The sequence below is a fragment of the Bradyrhizobium sp. CER78 genome (assembly GCF_029846235.1).
GTDB lineage: Bacteria > Pseudomonadota > Alphaproteobacteria > Rhizobiales > Xanthobacteraceae > Bradyrhizobium.
The window spans coordinates 133,936-154,581 of the sequence record NZ_JARVWP010000002.1; the positions used below are offsets into that span (position 1 = coordinate 133,936).

General features: G+C 65.2%; 22 protein-coding genes. 12 read left to right on the forward strand and 10 right to left on the reverse strand.

Annotated features, from left to right (window positions below; genetic code table 11):
• Positions 1-448: 448 nt before the first annotated feature.
• Genes QDT69_RS03715 through QDT69_RS03725 form a run of 3 tightly spaced genes read right to left on the reverse strand, consistent with a single transcriptional unit; the run spans position 449 to position 2,503 of the window.
• Positions 449-1,057 carry a hypothetical protein gene (locus QDT69_RS03715; protein WP_279705296.1) on the reverse strand — a complete coding sequence of 203 codons (609 nt, stop codon included), beginning with the start codon at positions 1,055-1,057 and terminating at the stop codon, positions 449-451.
• Positions 1,050-1,739 carry a hypothetical protein gene (locus tag QDT69_RS03720; RefSeq protein ID WP_279705297.1) on the reverse strand — a complete coding sequence of 230 codons (690 nt, stop codon included), beginning with the start codon at positions 1,737-1,739 and terminating at the stop codon, positions 1,050-1,052. The genes QDT69_RS03715 and QDT69_RS03720 overlap by 8 nt, the downstream gene beginning before the upstream one ends.
• A complete protein-coding gene (locus QDT69_RS03725) occupies positions 1,736-2,503 on the reverse strand; it encodes a MotA/TolQ/ExbB proton channel family protein (RefSeq protein WP_279705298.1) in 768 nt (255 codons plus the stop codon). Before QDT69_RS03725 ends, QDT69_RS03720 begins: the two co-directional genes overlap by 4 nt.
• A gap of 249 nt (positions 2,504-2,752) precedes the next feature.
• On the opposite strand from QDT69_RS03725, the gene QDT69_RS03730 reads away from it, so the two are divergent.
• The 4 genes from QDT69_RS03730 (at position 2,753) to QDT69_RS03745 (ending at position 7,684) form a co-directional block, all read left to right on the forward strand.
• Entirely contained in the window at positions 2,753-4,123 is a 1,371-nt protein-coding gene (locus QDT69_RS03730; RefSeq protein ID WP_279705299.1) for a histidine kinase, read from the forward strand.
• Between the two features lie 31 nt (positions 4,124-4,154).
• Entirely contained in the window at positions 4,155-4,808 is a 654-nt protein-coding gene (locus QDT69_RS03735) for a response regulator transcription factor (protein ID WP_279705690.1), read from the forward strand.
• Between the two features lie 310 nt (positions 4,809-5,118).
• Positions 5,119-6,426 (forward strand): adenylosuccinate lyase, encoded by a 1,308-nt coding sequence (gene purB / locus QDT69_RS03740; RefSeq protein ID WP_279705300.1) that lies wholly within the window; start codon positions 5,119-5,121, stop codon positions 6,424-6,426.
• 85 nt (positions 6,427-6,511) lie between these two features.
• Complete coding sequence (locus QDT69_RS03745; protein ID WP_279705301.1) at positions 6,512-7,684, forward strand: M20 family metallopeptidase; 1,173 nt, start codon at positions 6,512-6,514, stop codon at positions 7,682-7,684.
• Positions 7,685-7,752: 68 nt separating this feature from the next.
• Here QDT69_RS03745 and QDT69_RS03750 read toward each other — a convergent pair whose 3' ends face one another.
• Both QDT69_RS03750 and QDT69_RS03755 read right to left on the reverse strand, forming a co-directional pair.
• Positions 7,753-8,745, reverse strand: a complete 993-nt coding sequence (locus QDT69_RS03750; RefSeq protein WP_279705302.1) for an agmatine deiminase family protein — start codon at positions 8,743-8,745, stop codon at positions 7,753-7,755.
• 112 nt (positions 8,746-8,857) lie between these two features.
• Positions 8,858-9,421, reverse strand: a complete 564-nt coding sequence (locus QDT69_RS03755) for a cytochrome b (RefSeq protein ID WP_279705303.1) — start codon at positions 9,419-9,421, stop codon at positions 8,858-8,860.
• A gap of 173 nt (positions 9,422-9,594) precedes the next feature.
• Between QDT69_RS03755 and murI the strand changes: the two genes are divergently transcribed.
• The 8 genes from murI (at position 9,595) to QDT69_RS03795 (ending at position 15,377) form a co-directional block, all read left to right on the forward strand.
• Entirely contained in the window at positions 9,595-10,392 is a 798-nt protein-coding gene (gene murI, locus QDT69_RS03760; RefSeq protein ID WP_279705304.1) for a glutamate racemase, read from the forward strand.
• A gap of 60 nt (positions 10,393-10,452) precedes the next feature.
• Entirely contained in the window at positions 10,453-11,229 is a 777-nt protein-coding gene (locus tag QDT69_RS03765; RefSeq protein ID WP_279705305.1) for an aldolase/citrate lyase family protein, read from the forward strand.
• A 272-nt stretch (positions 11,230-11,501) separates the two neighbouring features.
• A complete protein-coding gene (locus QDT69_RS03770; RefSeq protein WP_279705306.1) occupies positions 11,502-11,912 on the forward strand; it encodes a cupin domain-containing protein in 411 nt (136 codons plus the stop codon).
• A gap of 120 nt (positions 11,913-12,032) precedes the next feature.
• On the forward strand, positions 12,033-12,899 hold the full coding sequence (locus tag QDT69_RS03775; protein WP_279705691.1) for an acyltransferase: 867 nt from the start codon (positions 12,033-12,035) through the stop codon (positions 12,897-12,899).
• Between the two features lie 187 nt (positions 12,900-13,086).
• Positions 13,087-13,704 (forward strand): 30S ribosomal protein S4, encoded by a 618-nt coding sequence (gene rpsD / locus QDT69_RS03780; RefSeq protein WP_279705307.1) that lies wholly within the window; start codon positions 13,087-13,089, stop codon positions 13,702-13,704.
• Positions 13,705-13,789: 85 nt separating this feature from the next.
• A complete protein-coding gene (locus tag QDT69_RS03785) occupies positions 13,790-14,005 on the forward strand; it encodes a hypothetical protein (RefSeq protein WP_279705308.1) in 216 nt (71 codons plus the stop codon).
• Positions 13,998-14,294: a type II toxin-antitoxin system RelE/ParE family toxin gene (locus tag QDT69_RS03790; RefSeq protein WP_279705309.1), complete on the forward strand. Its 297-nt coding sequence runs from the start codon at positions 13,998-14,000 to the stop codon at positions 14,292-14,294. The genes QDT69_RS03785 and QDT69_RS03790 overlap by 8 nt, the downstream gene beginning before the upstream one ends.
• 15 nt (positions 14,295-14,309) lie before the next feature.
• Positions 14,310-15,377, forward strand: a complete 1,068-nt coding sequence (locus QDT69_RS03795) for a threonine aldolase family protein (protein WP_279705310.1) — start codon at positions 14,310-14,312, stop codon at positions 15,375-15,377.
• A gap of 44 nt (positions 15,378-15,421) precedes the next feature.
• Here QDT69_RS03795 and QDT69_RS03800 read toward each other — a convergent pair whose 3' ends face one another.
• The 5 genes from QDT69_RS03800 to grxD form a co-directional block, all read right to left on the reverse strand.
• Entirely contained in the window at positions 15,422-16,936 is a 1,515-nt protein-coding gene (locus QDT69_RS03800; RefSeq protein WP_279705311.1) for a serine hydrolase, read from the reverse strand.
• A 21-nt stretch (positions 16,937-16,957) separates the two neighbouring features.
• The gene (locus tag QDT69_RS03805) at positions 16,958-18,220 is read right to left on the reverse strand and encodes a serine hydrolase (protein WP_279705312.1); all 1,263 of its coding nucleotides are present in this window, start codon (positions 18,218-18,220) and stop codon (positions 16,958-16,960) included.
• A 103-nt stretch (positions 18,221-18,323) separates the two neighbouring features.
• Complete coding sequence (locus tag QDT69_RS03810; protein WP_279705313.1) at positions 18,324-19,607, reverse strand: serine hydrolase; 1,284 nt, start codon at positions 19,605-19,607, stop codon at positions 18,324-18,326.
• Positions 19,608-19,656: 49 nt separating this feature from the next.
• Positions 19,657-20,208 (reverse strand): O-acetyl-ADP-ribose deacetylase, encoded by a 552-nt coding sequence (locus QDT69_RS03815; protein WP_279705692.1) that lies wholly within the window; start codon positions 20,206-20,208, stop codon positions 19,657-19,659.
• Entirely contained in the window at positions 20,205-20,537 is a 333-nt protein-coding gene (gene grxD, locus QDT69_RS03820) for a Grx4 family monothiol glutaredoxin (RefSeq protein ID WP_074128090.1), read from the reverse strand. The genes QDT69_RS03815 and grxD overlap by 4 nt, the downstream gene beginning before the upstream one ends.
• Between the last annotated feature and the right edge of the window lie 109 nt (positions 20,538-20,646).

Sequence of the window (20,646 nt, forward strand, 5' to 3'; positions counted from 1 at the left end):
TCTGGGGCCCTACACCGTTCCGTGAGCAGCGGGGCGATCCGCCGGGGCGTGCATATGTCTCGATACGGCCAGCCCAAGACCAGCCAAAGACCAGCCCAAGAAAGGTTGCCAGGAGAGCTTTGCATGGACCGCCCAATCACCTTCAAGGAGATCGCCAAGATCACCGCCGGCGCGGTGGCCTCGCTCGTCATTGTCGGGTGGCTGATGGTTGTCGCGATCGCATTCCTGTCGGTGTGAGGATCGCTTGGTGGCGCCGGAATCGAAAGGGGCCGCTTCACGCAGCGGCCCCTTTGCCGGGAAAATGGCTTCGGGATAAAATCTAGCCCCGGTTAGGAGTTAGATTACACCGAGCTGACGGTTGGCGGGATTCCGGATCACTACTGTCCACTCCGCTGACCGATTATTGGCGATCCCTATTTTTATGCCATCTCTGTGAGTGCGCGTCGTCCTACTGCTGCTCATCCTTGGGCGGCATCCGGGGCGGTGGCAGCGGCGTGAACACTGATCCCTGCGCGCCCGCCGGCGGGGCCACGAACGTCCCCGTGGTGGAGTCGCCACCGGTGGTCTCCACGATCGTCTTCGGCGTGATGTACTCCCTGACGAAGTCCATGATGGTGCCGTCGCCGCCGCCGAAATCGGCCGCCCGTCCACCCTGCGGATGGCCGGCCTTGATCTCGTTGTCGGCGGTGTGGGTCTGCTCGGCCAGCGCATCGCTGTAGGGAATGCGGAAGGCGCGCGGCACCGCGCTCGGCCGGTTGTCCTCGTCAAGCTCCTCGACCCAGAGATAGATCGAACCCGGATCGCCCTCCAGCGAATGCGGCTCCACGATCCGCGTCGACAGCAGCTTGAAGTTCGCCGGCAGCTTCTCCGCTGAGGCCCAGCCGAGCAGGCCGCGCATGCCACCGAAGCTGACGAAATAGAAGACGGTGGTCACGACGATGACGACCGCCTTCAGCGACCAGTGCAGCCGCGCATAGACCAGCACGATCAAGAGCAGCGCACCAACCGCCGCATAGGCGACCGCAAGCGTGAGGATGACGGATTGCAGACTAATCACGGCGGAGCACCCTTACGCCGGATCTCGGAACGCCGGTGCTCGGATCGAGGTCGGCGCCGTTGCGCCAACTGCTGCGGAAGGTCTCGAGCAGCGATTTCGGCCGCCGGTCGACGTTGATCACCTTGCCCTCGGCGTCGAGACGAAATCGGACCGCGGTCTTCTCGTCGCCGGTGTGATCGACGGTCAGCTTGTCGTCGAAGATCACCTGCGCCGTCGGATTGAGCTTCTGCACCTTCACATTGGCCTGCACCGGCTCACCGGTCGTCGCCTGGAAATGCGAGACGTTGACGGTGTATTCGCCGGCGACGACGCCGCGCAAGGTGACGATCTCCTCGCGGATTGGCGAGGCGATCTTCTTGCCGTTGACCACGATGAAGTCGTTGGCGCCGCCGCGGTCGTCGCGGTCGAGCGTCAGGAAGCCGGCCTCGCGATGCCGGTACCAGGCGATGTTGCCGGCGGGGTCCTGTACAAACAGGTCGAGATCGTCGGGATGGTTGTCCGGCCAGTCCATCGTGATGATGAACTCCGCCTTGGATTCGATCTTGCCGTCCTTGGAGTCCGGCGACACCGCAAGCAGCGCCAGGAAGAACAGGAACGCGATCACCTGCAGCGCCTTGAACAGCATGACACCAAGGGGATCGAACGGTTCCTCGCGCGGATAGAGCCCGAACTCGTCCATCATGGCGGCGTACCAAGGCGGCGTTCCAGGGCCGGCGTGACGTGAGTCTCGGTCAGCACGACGGCATCGGAGAACACCCGCTGGGTCGCGGAATCCAGCATGTAGTACTGGATGCGGACCAGGATCGACCCGATCAACCCGGCCAGCGTCGTATACATCGCAACCGCCATGCCGTCGCTCATCAGGCCCATCGACGATTTCATCGCGACCTTGTCGGCGGCATCGAGCGAAGCGATCGGCGCCAGCATGATGATGAAGCCGATGATGGTGCCGAGCAGGCCGAGCTTCATCAGCGTGTCGGAGACGAAGGCGCCGAAACCGTTCGAGCCGCGCAGACGGTCGGCCAGCGTCCGCAGCAGCAGGGTCTGGTCAATCCGGCCTTTGGCTTGCGCGTCGGCCTTCTGCACCAGGCTCTTGATGTGATCGGTGACGAGGCCACGCGGCAAGCCGCGCGCGTCAGCAGCAAGCGCCTTGGCGCCGTCGGGCGCGGCGAAGATCGTGCGGCAGGACCGCGCCACCTCGCCTTCCCGCGCGATCGCCCGCGTGCGCCAGAAGCAATGGATGCAGGTGACGATGTAGAGCACGGCGATGACGCTGGAAATGTAGGTGCGGTCGGAACTGACCATCAGGCGGATCAGCCCGTAGCGCCACAGCAGGAAGGCGGCGAAGATCGAAAGGCCGGTGAAGATCATCCAGAGCAGCAGGACACTGCGCTCCGCCGCGTCCGTGCCGGCCGGTGCGGCCGCAGCCTCGACCTTGGCGTCCATGCTGCGTTCGCTCCTGTAGCGGTTGTTCCGCGAGGCCCGCGTGAGAACCTCGCTGATGGTTAGAGCAGAGCCGGCGGGCGCCGTCCAAAGACTTCTGCCCAAGTTTCGTCGGGCAAATTTCCCGACCTGCATAACCTGGCACGCTTGCGATTGGCGGGGAACAGCGGTGCTGTTAGCATCACCCCGCCCGTTTCAGCATGAAGCCGCATCACGCTTGTTCGGCTCATGCTCCGGCCGTGGAGTGATCGCATGCGCCTCGTGCTTCAACTGGTCGCCCGCCTGCTCGTCATTGTCGCGCTATGCCTTGGCGCCGCCACCGTCTGGGCCACGATCGACGCCTATCGCAGCGTCGATCGCGCGACGTCGGCATCCGCCGAGCGTGTCTCGCAGGCGCTGGAGGCGCTGTACTGGCGCGAATTGCTGCTGCGCAGCAACCGGATGCGCGAACAACTGCTGCCGGCGCCGGACTGGCGCACCATCGAAACCATGGGACTGATCGCGCCGGGTATCTGCGTGCAGTTCGAACCGGCCGGCGCCTTCGAGAAGCCGCTCTGCGGCCAGAGCAAGGGGATCGGCAAGGCTCCGCCACGCTGGTTCGCGGCCACCGTGCAGGCGCTGCTCGGCGAGCACGCCACCGTCGAGCGGCCGATCAGCGCCCGCGCCGCGACCGCCGGAACCGTCCGCGCCATCGCCGATCCGGACGCTGCGATCGCGCTCGCCTGGCAACACATCCTGGACAACATCCATGTCGCGCTGCTGATGGCGCTCGCCATCGCGCTGCTCGCCTCGCTGGCGATCGCGCATACGCTGGCGCCCGCCCACTCGATCGTGTCGGCGTTGCGGCGCATGGCCGATGGCGAGTACCGCACGCCATTGCCGCGCGTCCGCTCGATGGAGCTTGCGATGATCGGACGCGCTGTCGGCGATCTCGGCGATCGCCTCGCGCAGGCCGAGGAGGAACGCACCGTGCTGACACGGCGGCTGCTCGAAATCCGCAGCGACGAACGCCGCGCGCTGGCGCGCGAGCTGCATGACGAGTTCGGCCAGAACCTCACCGCGATCCTGGCCTTCGCCAACACGATCGAGGCGAGCGCCGGCGACAAATACGCCGCCGGTACGGAAATTGCGCAGGATGCACGGATGATCTCGCAGGCGACGCGCCGCATCATCGCCTGCCTGCGCGACACGTTGAACCGGCTGCGCCATCCGCCGGCCGAGGAGCTCGGGCTGGAGGCAAGCCTGGTCGATCTCGTCGACAGCTGGCGATCGCGCGCCGCGCAACCGATGATCCAGCTCGATCTGCAGGGCGACCTCGCCGACATCAGCGGCACGGTTGCCGTAACCGCCTATCGGGTGGCGCAGGAATGCCTGACCAATGCGCTGCGCCACAGCTCGGCGCGCGAGATCGTGCTGCGGATCGAACGGCGCAGTGGAACCGAGAACGCGCTGCTGGTGCGGGTCGAGGATGACGGCGGCGGCGATGCCGCCAAGGTGGCGCAGTCGGCGGGCTTCGGCCTCACCGGCGTCAGCGAGCGCGTCGCTGCGCTCGGCGGCTCGCTGTCGATCGCGCGCGCCAGCCGCGGCCTCTCCGTCGCCGCCACGATCCCGCTCGCCGCCTGAGATGACGACCGCGAAGCTGACAGCCGTGAAGATGACAGCAGTGAAGACTCGGGGAATCTCGATCCTGCTGGTGGACGACCATCCGGTGGTCCGTCAGGGCTATCGGCGCGTGCTCGAGCATCAGGACGATTTCAGCGTGGTCGCCGAGGCCGACAACGCCGCCAATGCCTACCGCGCCTTCAAGTCGCACGGGCCCGATGTGGTGGTGATGGACATCTCGATGCCGGGCGCCAGCGGGCTGGAGGCGATCCGCAACATCCGCGCGCGCGATGCCGACGCCCGCATCCTGGTCTTCAGCATGCACAGCGAGGCGGCCCAGGTGAAGGCGGCGTTCGGCGCCGGCGCCTCCGGCTTCGTCACCAAGGGCAGCGAGCCGGCCGAGCTGATCGCCGCGATCCGCTCGGTTGCGCGCGGCGAGCATGCGATGAGCGATGACGTCGCGCGGGTGCTCGCGCTGGAGAGCCTGGTGCCGACCAAATCGGCGCTCGACCAGCTCGGCGAGCGGGAGATCGAGATCCTCCGGCAATTCGCGGCCGGCCACACCAAGGAGCAGATCGCCACCAACCTCAATCTCAGCACCAAGACCGTGCAGAACTACCACTATCTGATCAAGGCCAAGACCGGCCTGCGGACCGACGCCCAGCTGGTCCGCCTCGCCGTCGAATGCGGCCTGGCGAACCTCTAACCGCTCCCTCTCCCCGTTCTTACGGGGAGAGGGTTGGGATGAGCGACTATCTCCGCGAAGACGCTGACAGCCGAATTCGCGGAGGCTCCCCCTCACCCGGAACGCATCTGGCGATGCGTTCCGGCCTCTCCCCGCAAGCGGGACGAGGCGAAGCAAGGCCGGGCTACGGACCGCCGATTTCGGCCGGTTTTCCCCGCAAAATGCCCCGAATGGGTGGCTTCACCCGGCCCAATTTGCTAAAGCGCAGCGTAAAAACAAATTGGCCGGAGCGCGTTTTGCGCGCCCCGCCCCGCTCGATTCGGAGTTCTCGATGATCCCCCGTTATACCCGCCCGGAAATGGCCTCCATCTGGGAGCCGCAGGCGCGTTTCAAGATCTGGTTCGAGATCGAGGCGCATGCCGCCGACGCGCTGGCCGAGCTCGGCGTGATCCCCAAGGAAGCCGCCAGGACGATCTGGGCCAAGGGCAAGGACGCCACCTTCGACGTCGCGCGGATCGACGAGATCGAGCGTGAGACCAAGCACGACGTCATCGCCTTCCTGACCCATCTCGCCGAGATCGTCGGCCCCGAGGCGCGCTTCGTGCACCAGGGCATGACCTCCTCCGACGTGCTCGACACCTGCCTTAACGTCCAGCTCAAGCGTGCTGCCGACCTCCTGATCGCCGACCTCGACCGGGTGCTGGCGGCGTTGAAAACCCGCGCCTTCGAGCACAAGATGACGCCGACCATCGGCCGCTCGCACGGCATCCATGCCGAGCCGGTCACCTTCGGCCTCAAGCTCGCCTACGCCCATGCCGAGTTCGCCCGCGCCCGGGCCCGCCTGGTCGCCGCGCGCGACGAAATTTCGACCTGCGCGATTTCGGGCGCGGTCGGTACGTTCGCGCAGATCGACCCGCGGGTCGAAGAGCACGTTGCGAAAGCGATGGGCCTGCGGCCGGAGCCGGTCTCGACCCAGGTGATCCCGCGCGACCGTCACGCGATGTATTTCGCCACCCTCGGCGTGATCGCCGCCTCGGTCGAACGGCTCGCGGTGGAGGTGCGCCATCTGCAGCGCACCGAGGTGCTGGAAGCTGAGGAGTTCTTCTCCGAGGGCCAGAAGGGCTCGTCGGCGATGCCGCACAAGCGCAACCCGGTGCTGTCGGAAAACCTCTCCGGCCTGTCGCGCATGGTGCGCGCCTATGTGACGCCGGCGCTGGAGAACGTCGCGCTGTGGCATGAGCGTGACATCTCTCACTCCTCGGCCGAACGCATGATGGGCCCCGATGCCACCGTTACGCTCGACTTCGCGCTGGTCCGCCTCGCCGGCCTGATCGAGAAGCTCCTGGTCTATCCGCAGAACATGCAGAAGAACCTCGACCGGCTCGGCGGCCTGGTGCATTCGCAGCGCGTGCTGATCGCGCTGACCCAGAAGGGCGCCAGCCGCGAGGACGCCTACAAATTCGTGCAGCGCAACGCGATGCCGGTGTGGCGCGGCGAAGGCGACTTCCAGACGCTGCTGAAGAACGACCCCGACGTGAAGAAGTACATGAGCGATGCCGAGATCGAGGAGAAGTTCGACCTCGGCTATCACCTCAAGCACGTCGACACGATCTTCAAGCGGGTGTTCGGCGAGGCCTGAGGGAGGCCGCCATTCCCGCGTGACATCGCGGCGGGTTGCGCTACGCTGACCCGCCCTACGCAATCACAAGAAACGGACGCTCCCCATGCCCATCGTCAATCGCGTTGCCGCCCTCTCGGATGAAATGGCCGCCTGGCGCCATGACTTCCACGAGAATCCCGAACTGCTTTATGAGGTGCACCGCACCGCCGGCATCGTTGCCGACAAGCTTCGCGAGTTCGGCTGCGACGAAGTGGTGACGGGGATCGGGCGCACCGGCGTGGTTGGCGTGATCCGCGGCCGCAAGAACGGCTCGGGCAAGACCATCGGGCTGCGCGCCGACATGGACGCGCTGCCGATCGTGGAAGCCGCCGACGTGCCCTACGCCTCGAAGGTCCCCGGCAAGATGCACGCCTGCGGCCATGATGGCCACACCGCCATGCTGCTGGGCGCCGCGAAATACCTCACCGAGACCCGCAATTTCGACGGCACCGCGGTCGTGATCTTCCAGCCCGCCGAGGAAGGCGGTGCCGGCGGCAAGGCGATGGTCGACGACGGGCTGATGACCCGCTGGGGCATCCAGGAGGTCTATGGCCTGCACAACATGCCGGGCCTGCCCGAAGGCTATTTCGCGACCACGCCCGGCCCGATGCTCGCCTCGTCGGACACCCTGAAGATCATTATCCGCGGCAAGGGCGGCCACGCCGGCGCCGCGCCGCACGAGGCGGTCGACAGCGTGCTGATCGGCGCCCAGATCATCAATGCGCTGCAATCGATCGTGTCGCGCAATGTCGATCCGCTGAAGTCCGCCGTGATCTCGATCACGATGTTCGAAGCTGCCAACGCATTCAACGTGATCCCCGAGGTCGTCACGCTGGGCGGCACCGTGCGCACGCTCGATCCCGGCGTGCGCGATCTGGTGGAGCGCCGGATCGGCGAGGTCGCCTCCAGCATCGCCAAGGCCTATGGCGGCTCGGCCGAGACGGATTATGGACGCATGTATCCGGTGACGCTGAACCATGCGCATCAGGCCGGCATCGCCGCCGAGATCGCCCGCGATGTGGTCGGCGCCGACCGCGTCAACGACAATCTGGTGCCCGTGATGGGCGCCGAGGACTTCGCATTCATGCTCGAAGCGCGCCCCGGCGCGTTCGTCTTCCTCGGCATGGGCGACGGCCCGATGTGCCACCACCCGGCCTACAAGTTCAACGACAACATCCTCGGCCACGGCGCGTCCTACTGGGTGCGCCTGGTCGAGAAGCAGATGCCGGCGGGCTAGCGCCGCTTGCACAGTTGATGAACGACGAATGGCCCGGCCGCGATCTGCTCGCGGCCGGGCCATTCACGTCACGAACGCGGCTGCTGTTGCGTGGTGCAGTGAATGCCGCCACCGCCGGCAGCGATGCCGTCGATGTTGAGCTGAATGATCTCCCGGTCCGCAAACAGCTCCCGCAGGATACCACGCGCGTTGCGGTCCGCGACCGCGTCGCCGAATTCCGGGGCGATCACGGCGCCGTTGCAGACGTAGAAATTGATGTATCCGGCAGCGAAGTCCTTCGTGCCGGGCTTTGGACGCACGGTCGACGGGCCCTGCAACACCACGACGTCGAGATGCCGGCCCTTCGCATCAACGGCGCCGCGCAGGAGATCGAGGTGCCGCCTGGTCACCGCGTGATCGAACGACGACGCATCCGGTTCGAGGCCGGCCACGACGACGCCGGGACCGGCAAATCGTGCGTAGAAGTCGGTATGTCCGTCGGTGATGTCCTTGCCGGCGATGCCGGGCAGCCAAATCACCTTGTCGAGCCCGAGCAGGCGAGACAATTCGGCCTCGCATGCGTCCCTCGACACACCCGGATTGCGATTGGGGTTGAGCACGCAGCTCTCGGTGATGATCGCAGTCCCTTCACCGTCGACTTCGATGCCGCCGCCTTCCAGCACCAGGCCCGCCTTGACGAAGATCGCGTTCGCGGCATGGGCCACATGCTCTGCGACCCCGGCATCGAGCGCATGGCGTTGCTTGTTGCCCCAGCCGTTGAAGTTGAAACCGACGGCGCCAAGTTGCCCCGAGCTGTCCCGCACGAACACCGGACCGGTGTCGCGCATCCACACGTCGTCAATCGACCGAACGACAAGGCTGACCGAGGGACCGCACAGCCGCGCGGCTATGTCGCGGTCCTCCTCGCGCACCAGCATGTTGACGCGTTCATAGGCCGCGATCGCCCTGGCGATGTTGGCTAGATTTTCCCTGGCCACGGGAAGCAGCTTGCCGCCCCAGATCGCCGCACTGGCGCCGAACGCCATCCAGGTCGCGGCATGCGGCGCGCCCTCATCCGGCATCCGCCAGTTCGCATTGTCTCGCGCAAGGTCGTCCACGAGGTCCCGGCCGCTTTGGCCCTCCCGGCTTCACGGCCAGACTAGCGCCGTCACCGGCGCGGCGCCATGACCGGTGCTAGCGGGCGGGGCCGGCCTCGCCCGCCCCGATCATCCGCGCGGCGACGCGGTCGCGCTTGACGAAATGATGGAAGGCGACCGCGGCGAGATGCAGCACGATCAGCGCCAGCAGCACATAGGCAAAGAAGATGTGACGGCCTTCATAGGCATCCGCCGCCGCCTTGTCGGGCGAGGTGATCTGGGGAACGTGGAACAGGCCGAAGAAGCTCGAATAGCCCTGCGCGCGGGATCCGGAATGTGCCCAGCCCAGCATCGCCACCAGGATGGTGACCGCATAGAGCGCACCGTGGTTGACCCGGGCGGCGATCCGCTGCCAGGAGGGCATGTCGGCCGGCAGCGCCGGCGTCGGATTGACCCCGCGCCAGACCAGCCTGAGCGCCGTGAGCAGCAGCACCAGATAGCCGATGTCGGCGTGGATCGACCGGTAGAAGAACTTGTCCGCCCGCGCCGGGATGTGGTTCATCCACCAGCCATAGGCCAGCATGCCGATGATGGTGATGCCGAGCACCCAGTGGAACGCGCGGGCGAGCGAGCCCCAGCTCACGGTGGTATTGCGGATCATGGTCGAGCTGCCCCGTTAGGATTTCGCACGTCGCGGCAATAGTTTGCCGTGATACTTGCAGGGATCGGTCAAGGCCATATGAAATTCCCGCCTTCACTGCCTTTTGTCGGCCCCAAAGGCCGGGCAGGCAAAGACAACTGAATGGTAACCCTGCCTCGGATAGACTTTTCACCGTGTCCACCCCCCCGACCATCCTTGTGTTCGATTCCGGCCTCGGCGGCCTCACCGTGCTGCGCGAGATCGTCCGCGCCCGGCCCGACGCGCACTTTGTCTATGTCGCCGACGATGCGTTCTTCCCTTATGGCCACCACACCGAGGACGAGATCATCGCCCGCGTGGTGCCGCTGGTCGGCAAGCTGATCGAGGCGCACGCGCCCGACCTGGTCGTGATCGCCTGCAACACGGCATCGACCCTGGTCATGTCGCATCTGCGCGACGCCTATCCTTTGCCCTTCGTTGGCACGGTGCCGGCGATCAAGCCGGCCTGCGCGTCGTCGAAGACACGGCGGGTCTCGGTGCTCGGCACCAGGGGCACCGTGAAGCGGGAATATACCCGCAAGCTGATTTCGGATTTCGCGCAAGGCTGCGAGGTGACGCTGGTCGGCTCCGGCGAGCTCGCCTCGCTGGCGGAAGCCGCCCTCAGCGGCCAGAGCGTGCGCGACGAGGACATCGCGGCCGAGCTCGCGCCCTGCTTCGTCGGCGATGGCGCAAGCGACCCGGCCCGCACCGACACCGTCGTGTTGGCTTGCACGCATTATCCGCTGCTGCTGGAACGCCTGAGGCGGCTCGCGCCCTGGCCGGTCGACTGGATCGATCCGGCGCCGGCGATCGCGCGCCGCGTCGCCGACCTGCTCGGCCCGGTAGGCGCCAAGAGCGACGAGGCCGGCGCCGAGATGATCTTCACCTCGAAGCGCCCGCACGCCCTGGCAGCGGCGCTGACGCCGTTCTTCGGCGGCCGCGTCCCGGCCTGATGCTTTCCGCCGTCACAGCGCGCTGCTAGTTTGCCCTCGCCTCACCGAGGGAGCACCGCATTGACCTCAGCACCGCTGACGCCGCTCAATCGCCTGCGCAAGGCGTGGCGCGACAAGCGCCCGACCTTCGGCGCGATCGCCACAATTCCGAGCATCCAGACCGTACAGATCATGGCGCAGTCGCTGGACTGGATCATCGTCGATCTCGAGCACGGCCCGATCGATCTCGGCACCGCGCATGCGATGATCGTGGCGACCTCGGGGACGCCATGCGTACCGATGGTGCGGATCGCTGCCAACGAGCCGCACCTTGCCAAGGCGCCGATGGACATCGGCGCGCTCGGCATCAACTTCCCGATGATCTGCAATCGCGGCGACGCCGAGAAGGCGGTGCGCAGCGTGCGCTATCCGCCGAAGGGGGACCGGCTCTGGGGTCCGTTCCATGCGCCGTTCCGCTGGGGCGTCTCGATGAACGACTACATGGCGACCGCCGACGACGACATGATCTGCTTGATCACGATCGAGCATGTCGATGCGGTGAACCGCATCGACGAGATCATGGCGACGCCCGGCATCGACCTCGCGGTGATCGGCCCCGGCGATCTCGCCACCTCGATCAACAAGCGCGGGCTGCCCGATGATCCCGAGGTGGTCGCGCTGATGCAGCGCGCCGAGCAAGGCATCCTGAAGAGCGGCGTGCCGATCGGCGGCATCGCGCGCACCGCCGAGCAGGCCAACGCGATGATCGAGCGCGGCTACCTCGCGCTTGCGCTGGGCTTCGACTGGTCGCTGTTCCAGCGCGGCATCGCGGCTGCGTTTGCCGGGATCAAGCGGTAGGCGCGACGCGCGCTCGCGCCGGCGAGCAAGTTCCAGTGACGTCATGGAGAAACCGCAGCGCAACTCCCTGCGCTGCGATCAGCTGAACGCGAGCCTGCGATTCCTGAACGGCATGTCAGCCCTCTGTAAGCTCGGCCGCGGATAATTCGCACGATGGCCAAGCGCTATTAGATGAACGGACTAATCCCAATGTCGAAAGCATACATCACACAGCGCCTGCTTTTCGCCGCGATTCCGCGCTGCTAGAGTTTCGCGGGTTGGGAGGAAATTGAATGTTCAGAAAATTGCTGCTTGGTCTCACCGTGATTGCGTTTGCCGGCGCCGGCGCTGCCCTTGTCGGTGCTGGCGCTGCCTTGGCGCAGCAGAGCGGCATCAAGCGAACCCCGCTGCAGAAGGTCGATTTTCCGGCGGGCTACAACACGGTCACCGCGATTGCCGAGGTTCCGGCCGGGGGTGCGTCGGGGCGTCACAGCCATCCCGGTGCTGAAACCGGCTATGTGCTCGAAGGCGAGCTGGAGCTTGTGATCGACGGCAAGCCGCCGTTGAAGCTGAAGGCGGGCGATTCCTACCAGATTCCGGAAGGCGCGGTGCACGACGCCAAGACTTCCGGCGACAAGCCGCTCAAAGTGCTCGGCGTCTACGTGGTCAAGGCCGGCGAGCCCTTGGCGAAACCAGCGCCATGAACCCGAGCCGATTGATCTCCGACCAACCGGTTCATGTTGGCCTCAGGTGCGGCGCGCGACAATTTGAGCTCGCCGGGCCTTTGATGTTTTGCCTGATTGCAGGGATTTGAACCGGACAGGATGCGCGGTAAGTTTCGTCGGATTTCATTGCCGCGCCGTCTCGTCGCCGATCTGATGTACGCGTCGGCCGGCGTGCCGTTCGTCTCCCTGACGCGCTCGCTGAACGTTCGTGCGGTGGTCGAGGCCCGCGCACGTGCGGCGCAGGCACCGGGCTGGGCCGCCATCTTTGTCAAGGCATTCGCGCTGGTCGCCAAGACCGAGCCGACCCTGCGCACGCTACACGTCAAATTGCCGTGGCCCTGCCTCTACGAGCTGCCGCGCAGCGTCGGCATGGTGGCCATTGCGCGCGTTGAGAAGGGTGAGGACTGCGTGCTGTTCGAGCGCGTCTGCGCGGCCGACGAGATGGCGCTCAGCGATGTCGATGCGCTGATCCGGCGCGCCAAGACCGCACCGCTGCACGAGATCCCCTCGTTCCGCAAAACCCTCTGTGTGACGCGCCTGCCGCTTCCGCTGCGCCGCCTGGCCTGGGCGATCGGATTGAATTTCGGCCGGCAGCGCGCCAATTTCTGCGGCAGCTTCGGGGTGACCTCGGTCGCGGCCTATGGCCCCGGCGAGTTGCACGCGCTGAGCCCGGGGCCCTTCCTGCTGAGCTATGGCGTGGTCAAGCCGGACCATACCGTCGATGTGGAGCTGCGCTGGGACCATCTGGTCTGCGACGCCGCCCTGATCGCCCAGACCCTGACCCGGCTCGAGCACGTGCTGAGCGGCGAAATCGCCACAGAATTGGGCGCGATCCGGCCGCACGCCGACGTTCGGCCGGTCCGGGCGGCCGGAAGCCGGCTTGAGGGCCGAAACCGGCCAATTTTGACGCAGATTCGGCCCAAAACGACCCCCGTTTCGTTTGACAGGACCGGACTTTCTCCTTAAGACCACCCTTGCTCGCGGGCCGGTTTCGGCCCGCGATGCGTTTCGCGACCCGTGGTTCTCCCCGAGCTTTCGAGGCGAACCTGTCGGTACAAGCCTTTTGGCCGGTACACAGGAGGGCGCGTCTCCTCAAACCCTAGACTGACAAAATGCCGGTCGCTTGATGCGACGGCTATGCAAAGAGGACGCGATGACAAAGCGCAGTGAGGCGAAGTACAAGATCGATCGCCGCATGGGCCAGAATATCTGGGGCCGCCCGAAGAGCCCCGTGAACCGCCGCGAATACGGCCCCGGCCAGCACGGCCAGCGCCGCAAGGGCAAGCTCTCCGACTTCGGCGTGCAGCTCCGCGCCAAGCAGAAGCTCAAGGGCTACTACGCCAACATTTCCGAGCGCCAGTTCCACGGCATCTATGTCGAAGCCAGCCGTCTGAAGGGCGACACCGGCGAGAACCTGATCGGTCTGCTCGAGCGCCGTCTCGACACCGTGGTCTATCGCGCCAAGTTCGTCTCCACGATGTTCGCCGCGCGCCAGTTCATCAACCACGGCCACATCAAGGTGAACGGCCGCAAGGTCAACATCGGCAGCTACAAGCTGAAGGTCGGCGACGTCATCGAGGTCAAGGAATCCTCCAAGCAGCTCACCCCGGTCCTCGAGGCGAGCCAGCTCCCCGAGCGCGATGTGCCCGACTTCATCGAAGTCGATCACTCCAAGATGACCGCGAAGTACGCGCGCACCCCCGGCCTCTCGGACGTGCCGTTCCCGGTGCAGATGGAGCCGCATCTGATCGTCGAATTCTATTCGCGCTGATCAGTTCAGCATTGCGAGTTCGGAAAGGCCCCGGTTTTGCCGGGGCCTTTTTGTTTGGGCCGGCTTTTGTGCTATAGTTCAGCGCATGTCCGAGACCGCCGATAAGACAGTTCGCATCATGCCGTCCGCCACGCCGACGGAAGCCGAACTTGCGGCTTGGGCCGCCCTTCCCCGCGACGAGCAACTACGCCGCTATCAAGAGGCGCTTTCCCATCCTGATTGCGCCACGCCGACCGATGACAGCATGGATGACGTGCTAGCGGCGGCCCGACAGCAAGCCGCCGCGCGCACGAATGGCTGAATACCGCCTCTCAGTTCGAGCGCGCGCGCAGCTTATCGACATCTACGAATTCACGTCGCGGACCTTCGGCCCATACCAGGCCGAAGCCTATCATGCAGGCCTCGAGCGAACGTTCAGTCTGCTCGCGGATTTCCCACGCATCGGGCAATCGGTCGACGAATTGGCGCCGGGCCACCGCCGCTTTCGATTCCAGTCCCACAATGTCTTCTACACGGAGGAAAATGGATATGTTCTGATCCGTGCCGCCTACCACCATGCACAAGACATCCGACCGAAGCTGTTTGACTGATCACCAGGACTAGCCATGCACTACACCCCTGCCCGACCCGATCCGAAGGCGCCCGCCGTCCGCATCAACCTGTTGTCGGATACGCAGACGAAACCGACGCCGGCGATGCGCGAGGCGATGGCGAAGGCGGAGGTCGGCGACGAGCAGGTCGGCGACGATCCGACCACCAATGAGCTCTGCGCCCGGGTCGCCGATCTGCTCGGCAAGGAAGCCGCCGTGTTCATGCCGTCGGGCACGATGTGCAACGTCGTCGCGACGCTGGCCTATTGCCGCCCCGGCGACGAGATCCTGGCGCATGCGACCGCGCATATCATCGCGCGCGAGGGCGGCGCGCACGCCGCGCTCGGCGGCTTCCAGATCACCCAGCTCCCGGGCGAAGACGGTCAGTTCACGCCGGAGACGTTCCGCGCCGCGCTGCATCCGCGCACCCGCTACCAGCCGCCCCAGGTGCTGGTCAGCGTCGAGCAGACCGCCAATATCGGCGGCGGCACGATCTGGAAGAAGGCCGTGCTCGACGAGGTCGTGCGCATCGCCAAGGACCATGGGCTCGTGACTCACATGGACGGTGCGCGCCTGCTGAACGCGACCGTCGCATCCGGTGTCTCGCCGCGCGACATGACGGCGGGCTGGGATTCCGCCTGGATCGATTTCTCCAAGGGCCTCGGCGCGCCGATCGGCGGCGCGATCGCCGGTACCCGCGCCTTCATCGACGACGTCTGGCGCTGGAAGCAGCGGCTCGGCGGTTCGATGCGGCAGTCCGGCGTCTGTGCCGCCGCCTGCATCTATGCGCTCGATCACCATGTCGACCGTCTCGCCGACGACCATGCCAATGCGCGGGCGCTGGCGCGCGGGCTGTCGCAGATCAACGGCATCGCGGTGCAGACGCCCGAGACCAACCTCGTGTTCTTCAAGCCCGACGGCGCCGGCGTCTCGGGCGACAGGATGGTCTCCGAGCTGCGCAAGCGCGGCGTGATGCTGGCGATGATGGACGGCCGGATCAGGGCCTGCACGCATCTCGACGTAACGGCCGCGATGATCGAGGAAGCGATCGGGCACGTCAGGGACATTGTGCGCGCGGCGTAACTGCCGTAGCCCGGATGGAGCTCCACGAAATCCGGGCTGCCAAACTACGGCAGCCGCTTTCCGACGTAGTCAGTTCCTTCCTGGTGAAGCATCACTTGCATTGCCGCGTTCCGGTCGTCCGTGTCGAATGACAGCACGGCATCGACGATTTTGAAAAAGAACTCGTGATCGCTGGTGGCAAAGATTTCGCGCCGCTCCTGCCCTGTCGCCTCGCTGAACAGGTGATTGCCCTCCCTCGTGACGCGGATCGAAAATTCCGGCGAGAACCGATAGGTTCCGATCAGGCGGTCCAGGGTCTGCGGGCTCACCGTGATGAACTTCCCGACCTTGGCCTGGCGATCTGGCCAGCAATACTCGGCGGCGATGCTGCGCAGGATCTCGTCGACGAGGATCCGACCGCCCCAGCTGTTGGTCATCACAACGGCGCCGTCGCCGTTCTCGAAGATGACCATGGTGTCGATGAAGCCCTCGTTCACCCCGTTGTGCCAGAATTGCCGGTTGGGCGCCGAGCCGCGAACCAGCCAGCCCAGCCCGCGTCGTCCGATTCCGGGGGGTAGCCCGTCGGCACTGCCGAGAACCGGCGAGAGCATCTCGGCCGTCATCGATTGCGACAGAACGGGATTGCTCCGACCTGTCAGCGAATCCAGCACACCGAGCAAGAGACGGGCGAGATCGGTCGGCGTCGTCCATAATCCCGCGGCGGCCAGTTCGGGATAGACATGCGGTCCGCCCGGCACCGGCGTGCCGTCCGACCGGTACGGTGTGGCGGCCATCGTCAAACGATCCGCAGGCAATGGCTGCGCGAAGCTGGAATGCGCCATCCCGAAAGGCTTGAAGACGACGTCGTCGAGCAGCGCAGGAAACGGCCGCCCCGTCACGTCGACGAGCAGTTGCTGAACGATCGTGTAGCCGCCGCCGGAATAGAGGTCCTGCTTGCCGGGTTCGTGCTCGACCCGGACAGGCGCGCTGTTCGCAGGCGGCGTGCCGTCGAGAATCTGGAGAAGAGAGGGGACCGGCTGGCCGGCCTGATAGCCCGGGTAGAAGGGCACGTTGGTCCCGGCCGTATGGCTCAGCAACCGCCGAACTGTCACCCGGGACAGGGAATACGGATAGTCCGGAATCTTCCAGCTCTTGAGCGACGCGTTGACGTCCGCATCGAGATCGAGCTTGCCGGCCTGGGCCAGCGCCAGAGCGGCAATGGCGGTCACCGGCTTGCTGATCGAGGCCGCCTGGAACAGCGTTTCCGGCACCACGGGCAGACCGCCGACGGCGACCGAGCCAAAGCCGCGCGCCCATTCGATGGCACCGCCATGAATCACCGCCATGCTGACACCGGGAACGTGCAGCTCGTTCATGCGATCGGCAAGCGTCATCGGCGCATCGCCGTCGACGACAATCGCCGTCCTCAGGCCGTTCAAGACGTGGTCGATCCGCTGCATGACGTCGGCATCACCGGGGCAGCGAGGTTCTTCGGCCAGAACAGGCCGCCACGCAGTCATGGCTGCAGATGCGACGGCCACCAGGATCAGCTTGCGGAGAGTGAACGTCATCGCCTGCATGACCACCTCCCCGCGCCACCGCTACCGCCCCATCGCCTGGTAGATCAGCGTCTTCAGCTCCTGCTGGATCCGGCCGCGCTGCGACGGCGTCTGCACCATGAAGATGCCAAACAGATCGTCGGCGGGATCGATGAAGAAGAACGTGCCGCCGACGCCGTCCCAGCGATACTCGCCGAGCGGCCAGTTGGTGTTCTCCGGCACCGAGGTACGCACGGCAAAGCCGAGGCCGAAGCCGGAGTTCGGACCGGGGTAATAGTTCTTGTCGCGCACGACCCCGGTTTCCGGACCGATATGGTCCTTCGCCATCAGCGCGATGGTTTCCGGTTTCAGATAGCGCTTCCCCTCATAGAGGCCGCCGTTCAGCAGCATCTGCGAGAACCGCGCATAGTCGCCGACGGTGCCGACCATGCCGCCTCCGCCGGATTCCCATCGCAGCAGCTGGCGCGGGTCGCGGATGTCGGCAACCGGACTGATGGTGCGATCCTTCGGCATCGGCTCGGCGATCAGCGGCCACTTCGCAGGGTCGGTGACGTAGAACGCCGTCTCGTTCATCCCGAGCGGGCCGAGCAGCCGCTCCTTCTCGACCTGAAACAGGGATTTCCCCGAGATCACCTCGATGATGCGGCCGAGCACGTCGGTGGAATGGCCGTAGTCCCATTGCGTGCCGGGTTGCTCGGCGAGCGGCAGCGCCGCGAGCCGCGCCACGAATTCGGCATTGTCAGGATCGTTGTTGAACAGGCCGGCATCGGCGTAGTCCTTGTTCACGATCCCGCCGCCGTAATAGCCGTAGGGTAGGCCTGCGGTGTGGCGCATCAAGTCTTCGATGGTGATGGGACGCTTGAGCGGCTCCAGCGCCATCGTCGGCTTGCCCTCGTCGCCGCGCTTCTCCACGCCGACCTTCATGCCGGCAAACGCCGGGATGTATTTCGACACCGGATCGGTGAGCGCGAGCTTGCCCTCCTCCATCAGCATCATGGCGACGACCGTGGTGATCGGCTTCGACATCGAATAGAGGCGGAAGATGGTATCTGCGCTCATCGAGAATTCGGTGGCGACGTCGCGAACCCCGAACTTCTGGAAGTAAACCGGTTTGCCGTGCTGCTGCAGCAGCAGGATCGCACCGGGAATCTTGCCAGTCGCGATCTCGTTCCTGACATAGTCAGAGACCTTGGCGAGGCCCTCCGGAGAGAATCTGTGCGCGGCCGGCCCCTCGGAGCCGGCCTTCGCATCGGTTGCGACGAACGCGAGCACGAGTGCCGCGACGACAGCGCGGCACCCACGCATGAAAGAGCATGATCCGATCGGATTGAATCGGATCATGCTCTCATTCCTTCTTTTTGACGCGTTTTCTTCACGCGAACTGGTGCCCACTTCGCTCGAAAACGCTCTAGTTTTCCATTGCTTCATAGACGAGCTGCTTCAACGTCCGCTGGATGCGCTGGCGCTCGGTCGGCGTCTGCTCCAGCAGGACGAAGAAGAAATCCTGCTTGCGGTCGATGATATAGTAGCAGCCGCTGGCGCCGTCCCATTTCAGCTCGCCGAGGTCGCCGGGTGGCGGCGGCTTGGCGGTGCCCGGATCGGTGCGCACCGCAATCCCCAGCCCGAAGCCGAAGCCGTCGCCGGGGAAGTAGAAAAAGTCGCGCTCGACGCCGGAGCCCGGCCCGACGCGGTCGGTCGTCAGCTCCTTGAAGGTCTCGGGCTTCATAATTGTCTTGCCGTCGAGGGTGCCGCCATTGAGCAGCATTTGTGCGAAGCGCGAATAATCCGCCATGGTCGAGACCATGCCGCCGCTCGCGGACTCCCATTTCTTGACCTTGGTCGGATCGTTGACCCGGCCGACCCGGAAATCGCTGTCGTTCGGTATCGGCTCGGCCATCAGCTTCTGCTTCTCCGGATCGGTGACGAAGAAGCCGGTGTCCGTCATCCCGAGCGGGCCGAGCAGCCTCTCCTGCTCGATCTTCGAGAGCTTCTCGCCGGTGGCCACTTCCATCACGCGCGCCAGGATGTCGGTGGAATGGCCGTATTGCCAGAGCGCGCCGGGCTGGTTGTGCAGCGGCAGCTTGGCGATCCGCTCGGCGAATTCGGCGAGATCGAAATCTCCGCCGTAGATATCGGCCGCCTTGTAGGCCTTGCGGACCAGGCTGTCGCCATAGAAGCCGTAGGTGATGCCCGATGTATGCGTCATCAGATCGAGGATTGTGATCGGCCGCTTGGGCGGCACCAGTTCGAGCGTCTTGGTGCCGTCCTCGGCCTTCTTCTCGACGCCGACCTTCACATTGGCAAAGGACGGGATGTATTTCGAGACGGGATCGTCGAGCTTGTATTTCCCCTCCTCCAGCAGCTGCATCGACACCACGGCGGTGATCGACTTGGACATCGAAGCCAGCCGGAAGATGGTCTTGTCCGTGATCGGCACCTTGCTGACCACGTCCTGCACGCCGAAGGCCTCGTGATAGACCGGCTTGCCGTGCTGCTGAATCAGGACGACGGCGCCGGGAATCTTCCCGGTCGCAACCTCGTTCTTGAAGAACTCGCTGATCTTGGCGAGCTTGTCGGGATTGAAATGCGCACCCGCCGGAATCTCGTAGGTGCCCTCGGTGTGCGAGAACGCCGGCGCCGCAAGCACCACCGCGGCTGCGGCTGCGGCGCACGTCAAACGAAATAAATGCATTTGAACTATCCCTCCCCGGATATCACGGGGAAGTGTAGCGGCGGTATCATCAGGCACAAGGGCCACCGAAGGCGTCCAGGACCGCCTGATGGAGCTCGCCGCTTGGGGCCGAGAAGCAGCAGAAGATGACGTGCTCGACGCCGGGGGCTACGGCCAGCGTATCGACGACAGTCTTTACGGCGATCTGGGCGGCGCGATCTGCCGGAAAACGATAGATGCCGGTCGAGATTGCGGGGAAAGCGACCGAGGCGAGGCCATGCTTCTCACAGAGCTCCATCGAGCGCCGATAGCACGATGCAAGCAGACCATCCTCGTCGAGCTTGCCACCATTCCATACCGGGCCGACCGTATGGATGACGTGCTTGGCGGGCAGCCGATACCCCTTGGTGATCTTGGCGTGGCCGGTCTTGCAGCCGTGAAGCATGCGGCACTCGGCGACGAGCTCAGGCCCAGCAGCGCGATGGATCGCGCCGTCGACACCGCCGCCACCGAGCAGCGATGAGTTGGCCGCGTTGACGATGGCGTCAACGCGCAGGGTCGTGATGTCGGTGACGATGACTTCGAGCCGCGCCTTGCCGATCTGGCGCGCGGTCAAGGTCAGGCAGCCACGTCGACCGGGATGCCCTTGTCGGTAAACAGCTGCTGCAATTCACCGGCCTGGAACATCTCGCGGATGATGTCGCAACCGCCGACGAACTCGCCCTTCACATAGAGCTGCGGAATAGTCGGCCAGTTCGAATAGACCTTGATGCCGTTGCGCAGCTCGGCGGATTCGAGAACGTTGAGGCCTTTGTAGCCGACACCGATGTGGTCGAGGATCTGCACGACCTGACCGGAAAACCCGCACTGCGGGAATTGCGGCGTGCCCTTCATGAACAGCACGACGTCGTTCGACTTCACTTCGTTGTCGATGAATTGCTCGATGCTCATTTTCGCTTCCTTGCGTAGGCGGCGCTCTCAAGCCCTTGCGGGCCGGCCCGCCCTTCTAACCCGTGACTGGCTATATATGTAGCTCAAACCATTGTGCATCCAAAGCAAA

Excerpts from the sequence above, each read along its gene's own strand:
- QDT69_RS03720 (WP_279705297.1), bottom strand. The coding sequence starts at position 1,739 with ATGATGGACGAGTTCGGGCTCTATCCGCGCGAGGAACCGTTCGATCCC.
- QDT69_RS03725 (WP_279705298.1), bottom strand. The coding sequence starts at position 2,503 with ATGGACGCCAAGGTCGAGGCTGCGGCCGCACCGGCCGGCACGGACGCG.
- QDT69_RS03730 (WP_279705299.1), top strand. The coding sequence starts at position 2,753 with ATGCGCCTCGTGCTTCAACTGGTCGCCCGCCTGCTCGTCATTGTCGCG.
- QDT69_RS03735 (WP_279705690.1), top strand. The coding sequence starts at position 4,155 with ATGACAGCAGTGAAGACTCGGGGAATCTCGATCCTGCTGGTGGACGAC.
- purB (WP_279705300.1), top strand. The coding sequence starts at position 5,119 with ATGATCCCCCGTTATACCCGCCCGGAAATGGCCTCCATCTGGGAGCCG.
- QDT69_RS03745 (WP_279705301.1), top strand. The coding sequence starts at position 6,512 with ATGCCCATCGTCAATCGCGTTGCCGCCCTCTCGGATGAAATGGCCGCC.
- QDT69_RS03750 (WP_279705302.1), bottom strand. The coding sequence starts at position 8,745 with ATGCCGGATGAGGGCGCGCCGCATGCCGCGACCTGGATGGCGTTCGGC.
- QDT69_RS03755 (WP_279705303.1), bottom strand. The coding sequence starts at position 9,421 with ATGATCCGCAATACCACCGTGAGCTGGGGCTCGCTCGCCCGCGCGTTC.
- QDT69_RS03770 (WP_279705306.1), top strand. The coding sequence starts at position 11,502 with ATGTTCAGAAAATTGCTGCTTGGTCTCACCGTGATTGCGTTTGCCGGC.
- QDT69_RS03775 (WP_279705691.1), top strand. The coding sequence starts at position 12,033 with ATGCGCGGTAAGTTTCGTCGGATTTCATTGCCGCGCCGTCTCGTCGCC.
- rpsD (WP_279705307.1), top strand. The coding sequence starts at position 13,087 with ATGACAAAGCGCAGTGAGGCGAAGTACAAGATCGATCGCCGCATGGGC.
- QDT69_RS03785 (WP_279705308.1), top strand. The coding sequence starts at position 13,790 with ATGTCCGAGACCGCCGATAAGACAGTTCGCATCATGCCGTCCGCCACG.
- QDT69_RS03790 (WP_279705309.1), top strand. The coding sequence starts at position 13,998 with ATGGCTGAATACCGCCTCTCAGTTCGAGCGCGCGCGCAGCTTATCGAC.
- QDT69_RS03795 (WP_279705310.1), top strand. The coding sequence starts at position 14,310 with ATGCACTACACCCCTGCCCGACCCGATCCGAAGGCGCCCGCCGTCCGC.
- QDT69_RS03800 (WP_279705311.1), bottom strand. The coding sequence starts at position 16,936 with ATGCAGGCGATGACGTTCACTCTCCGCAAGCTGATCCTGGTGGCCGTC.
- QDT69_RS03805 (WP_279705312.1), bottom strand. The coding sequence starts at position 18,220 with ATGCGTGGGTGCCGCGCTGTCGTCGCGGCACTCGTGCTCGCGTTCGTC.
- QDT69_RS03810 (WP_279705313.1), bottom strand. The coding sequence starts at position 19,607 with ATGCATTTATTTCGTTTGACGTGCGCCGCAGCCGCAGCCGCGGTGGTG.
- grxD (WP_074128090.1), bottom strand. The coding sequence starts at position 20,537 with ATGAGCATCGAGCAATTCATCGACAACGAAGTGAAGTCGAACGACGTC.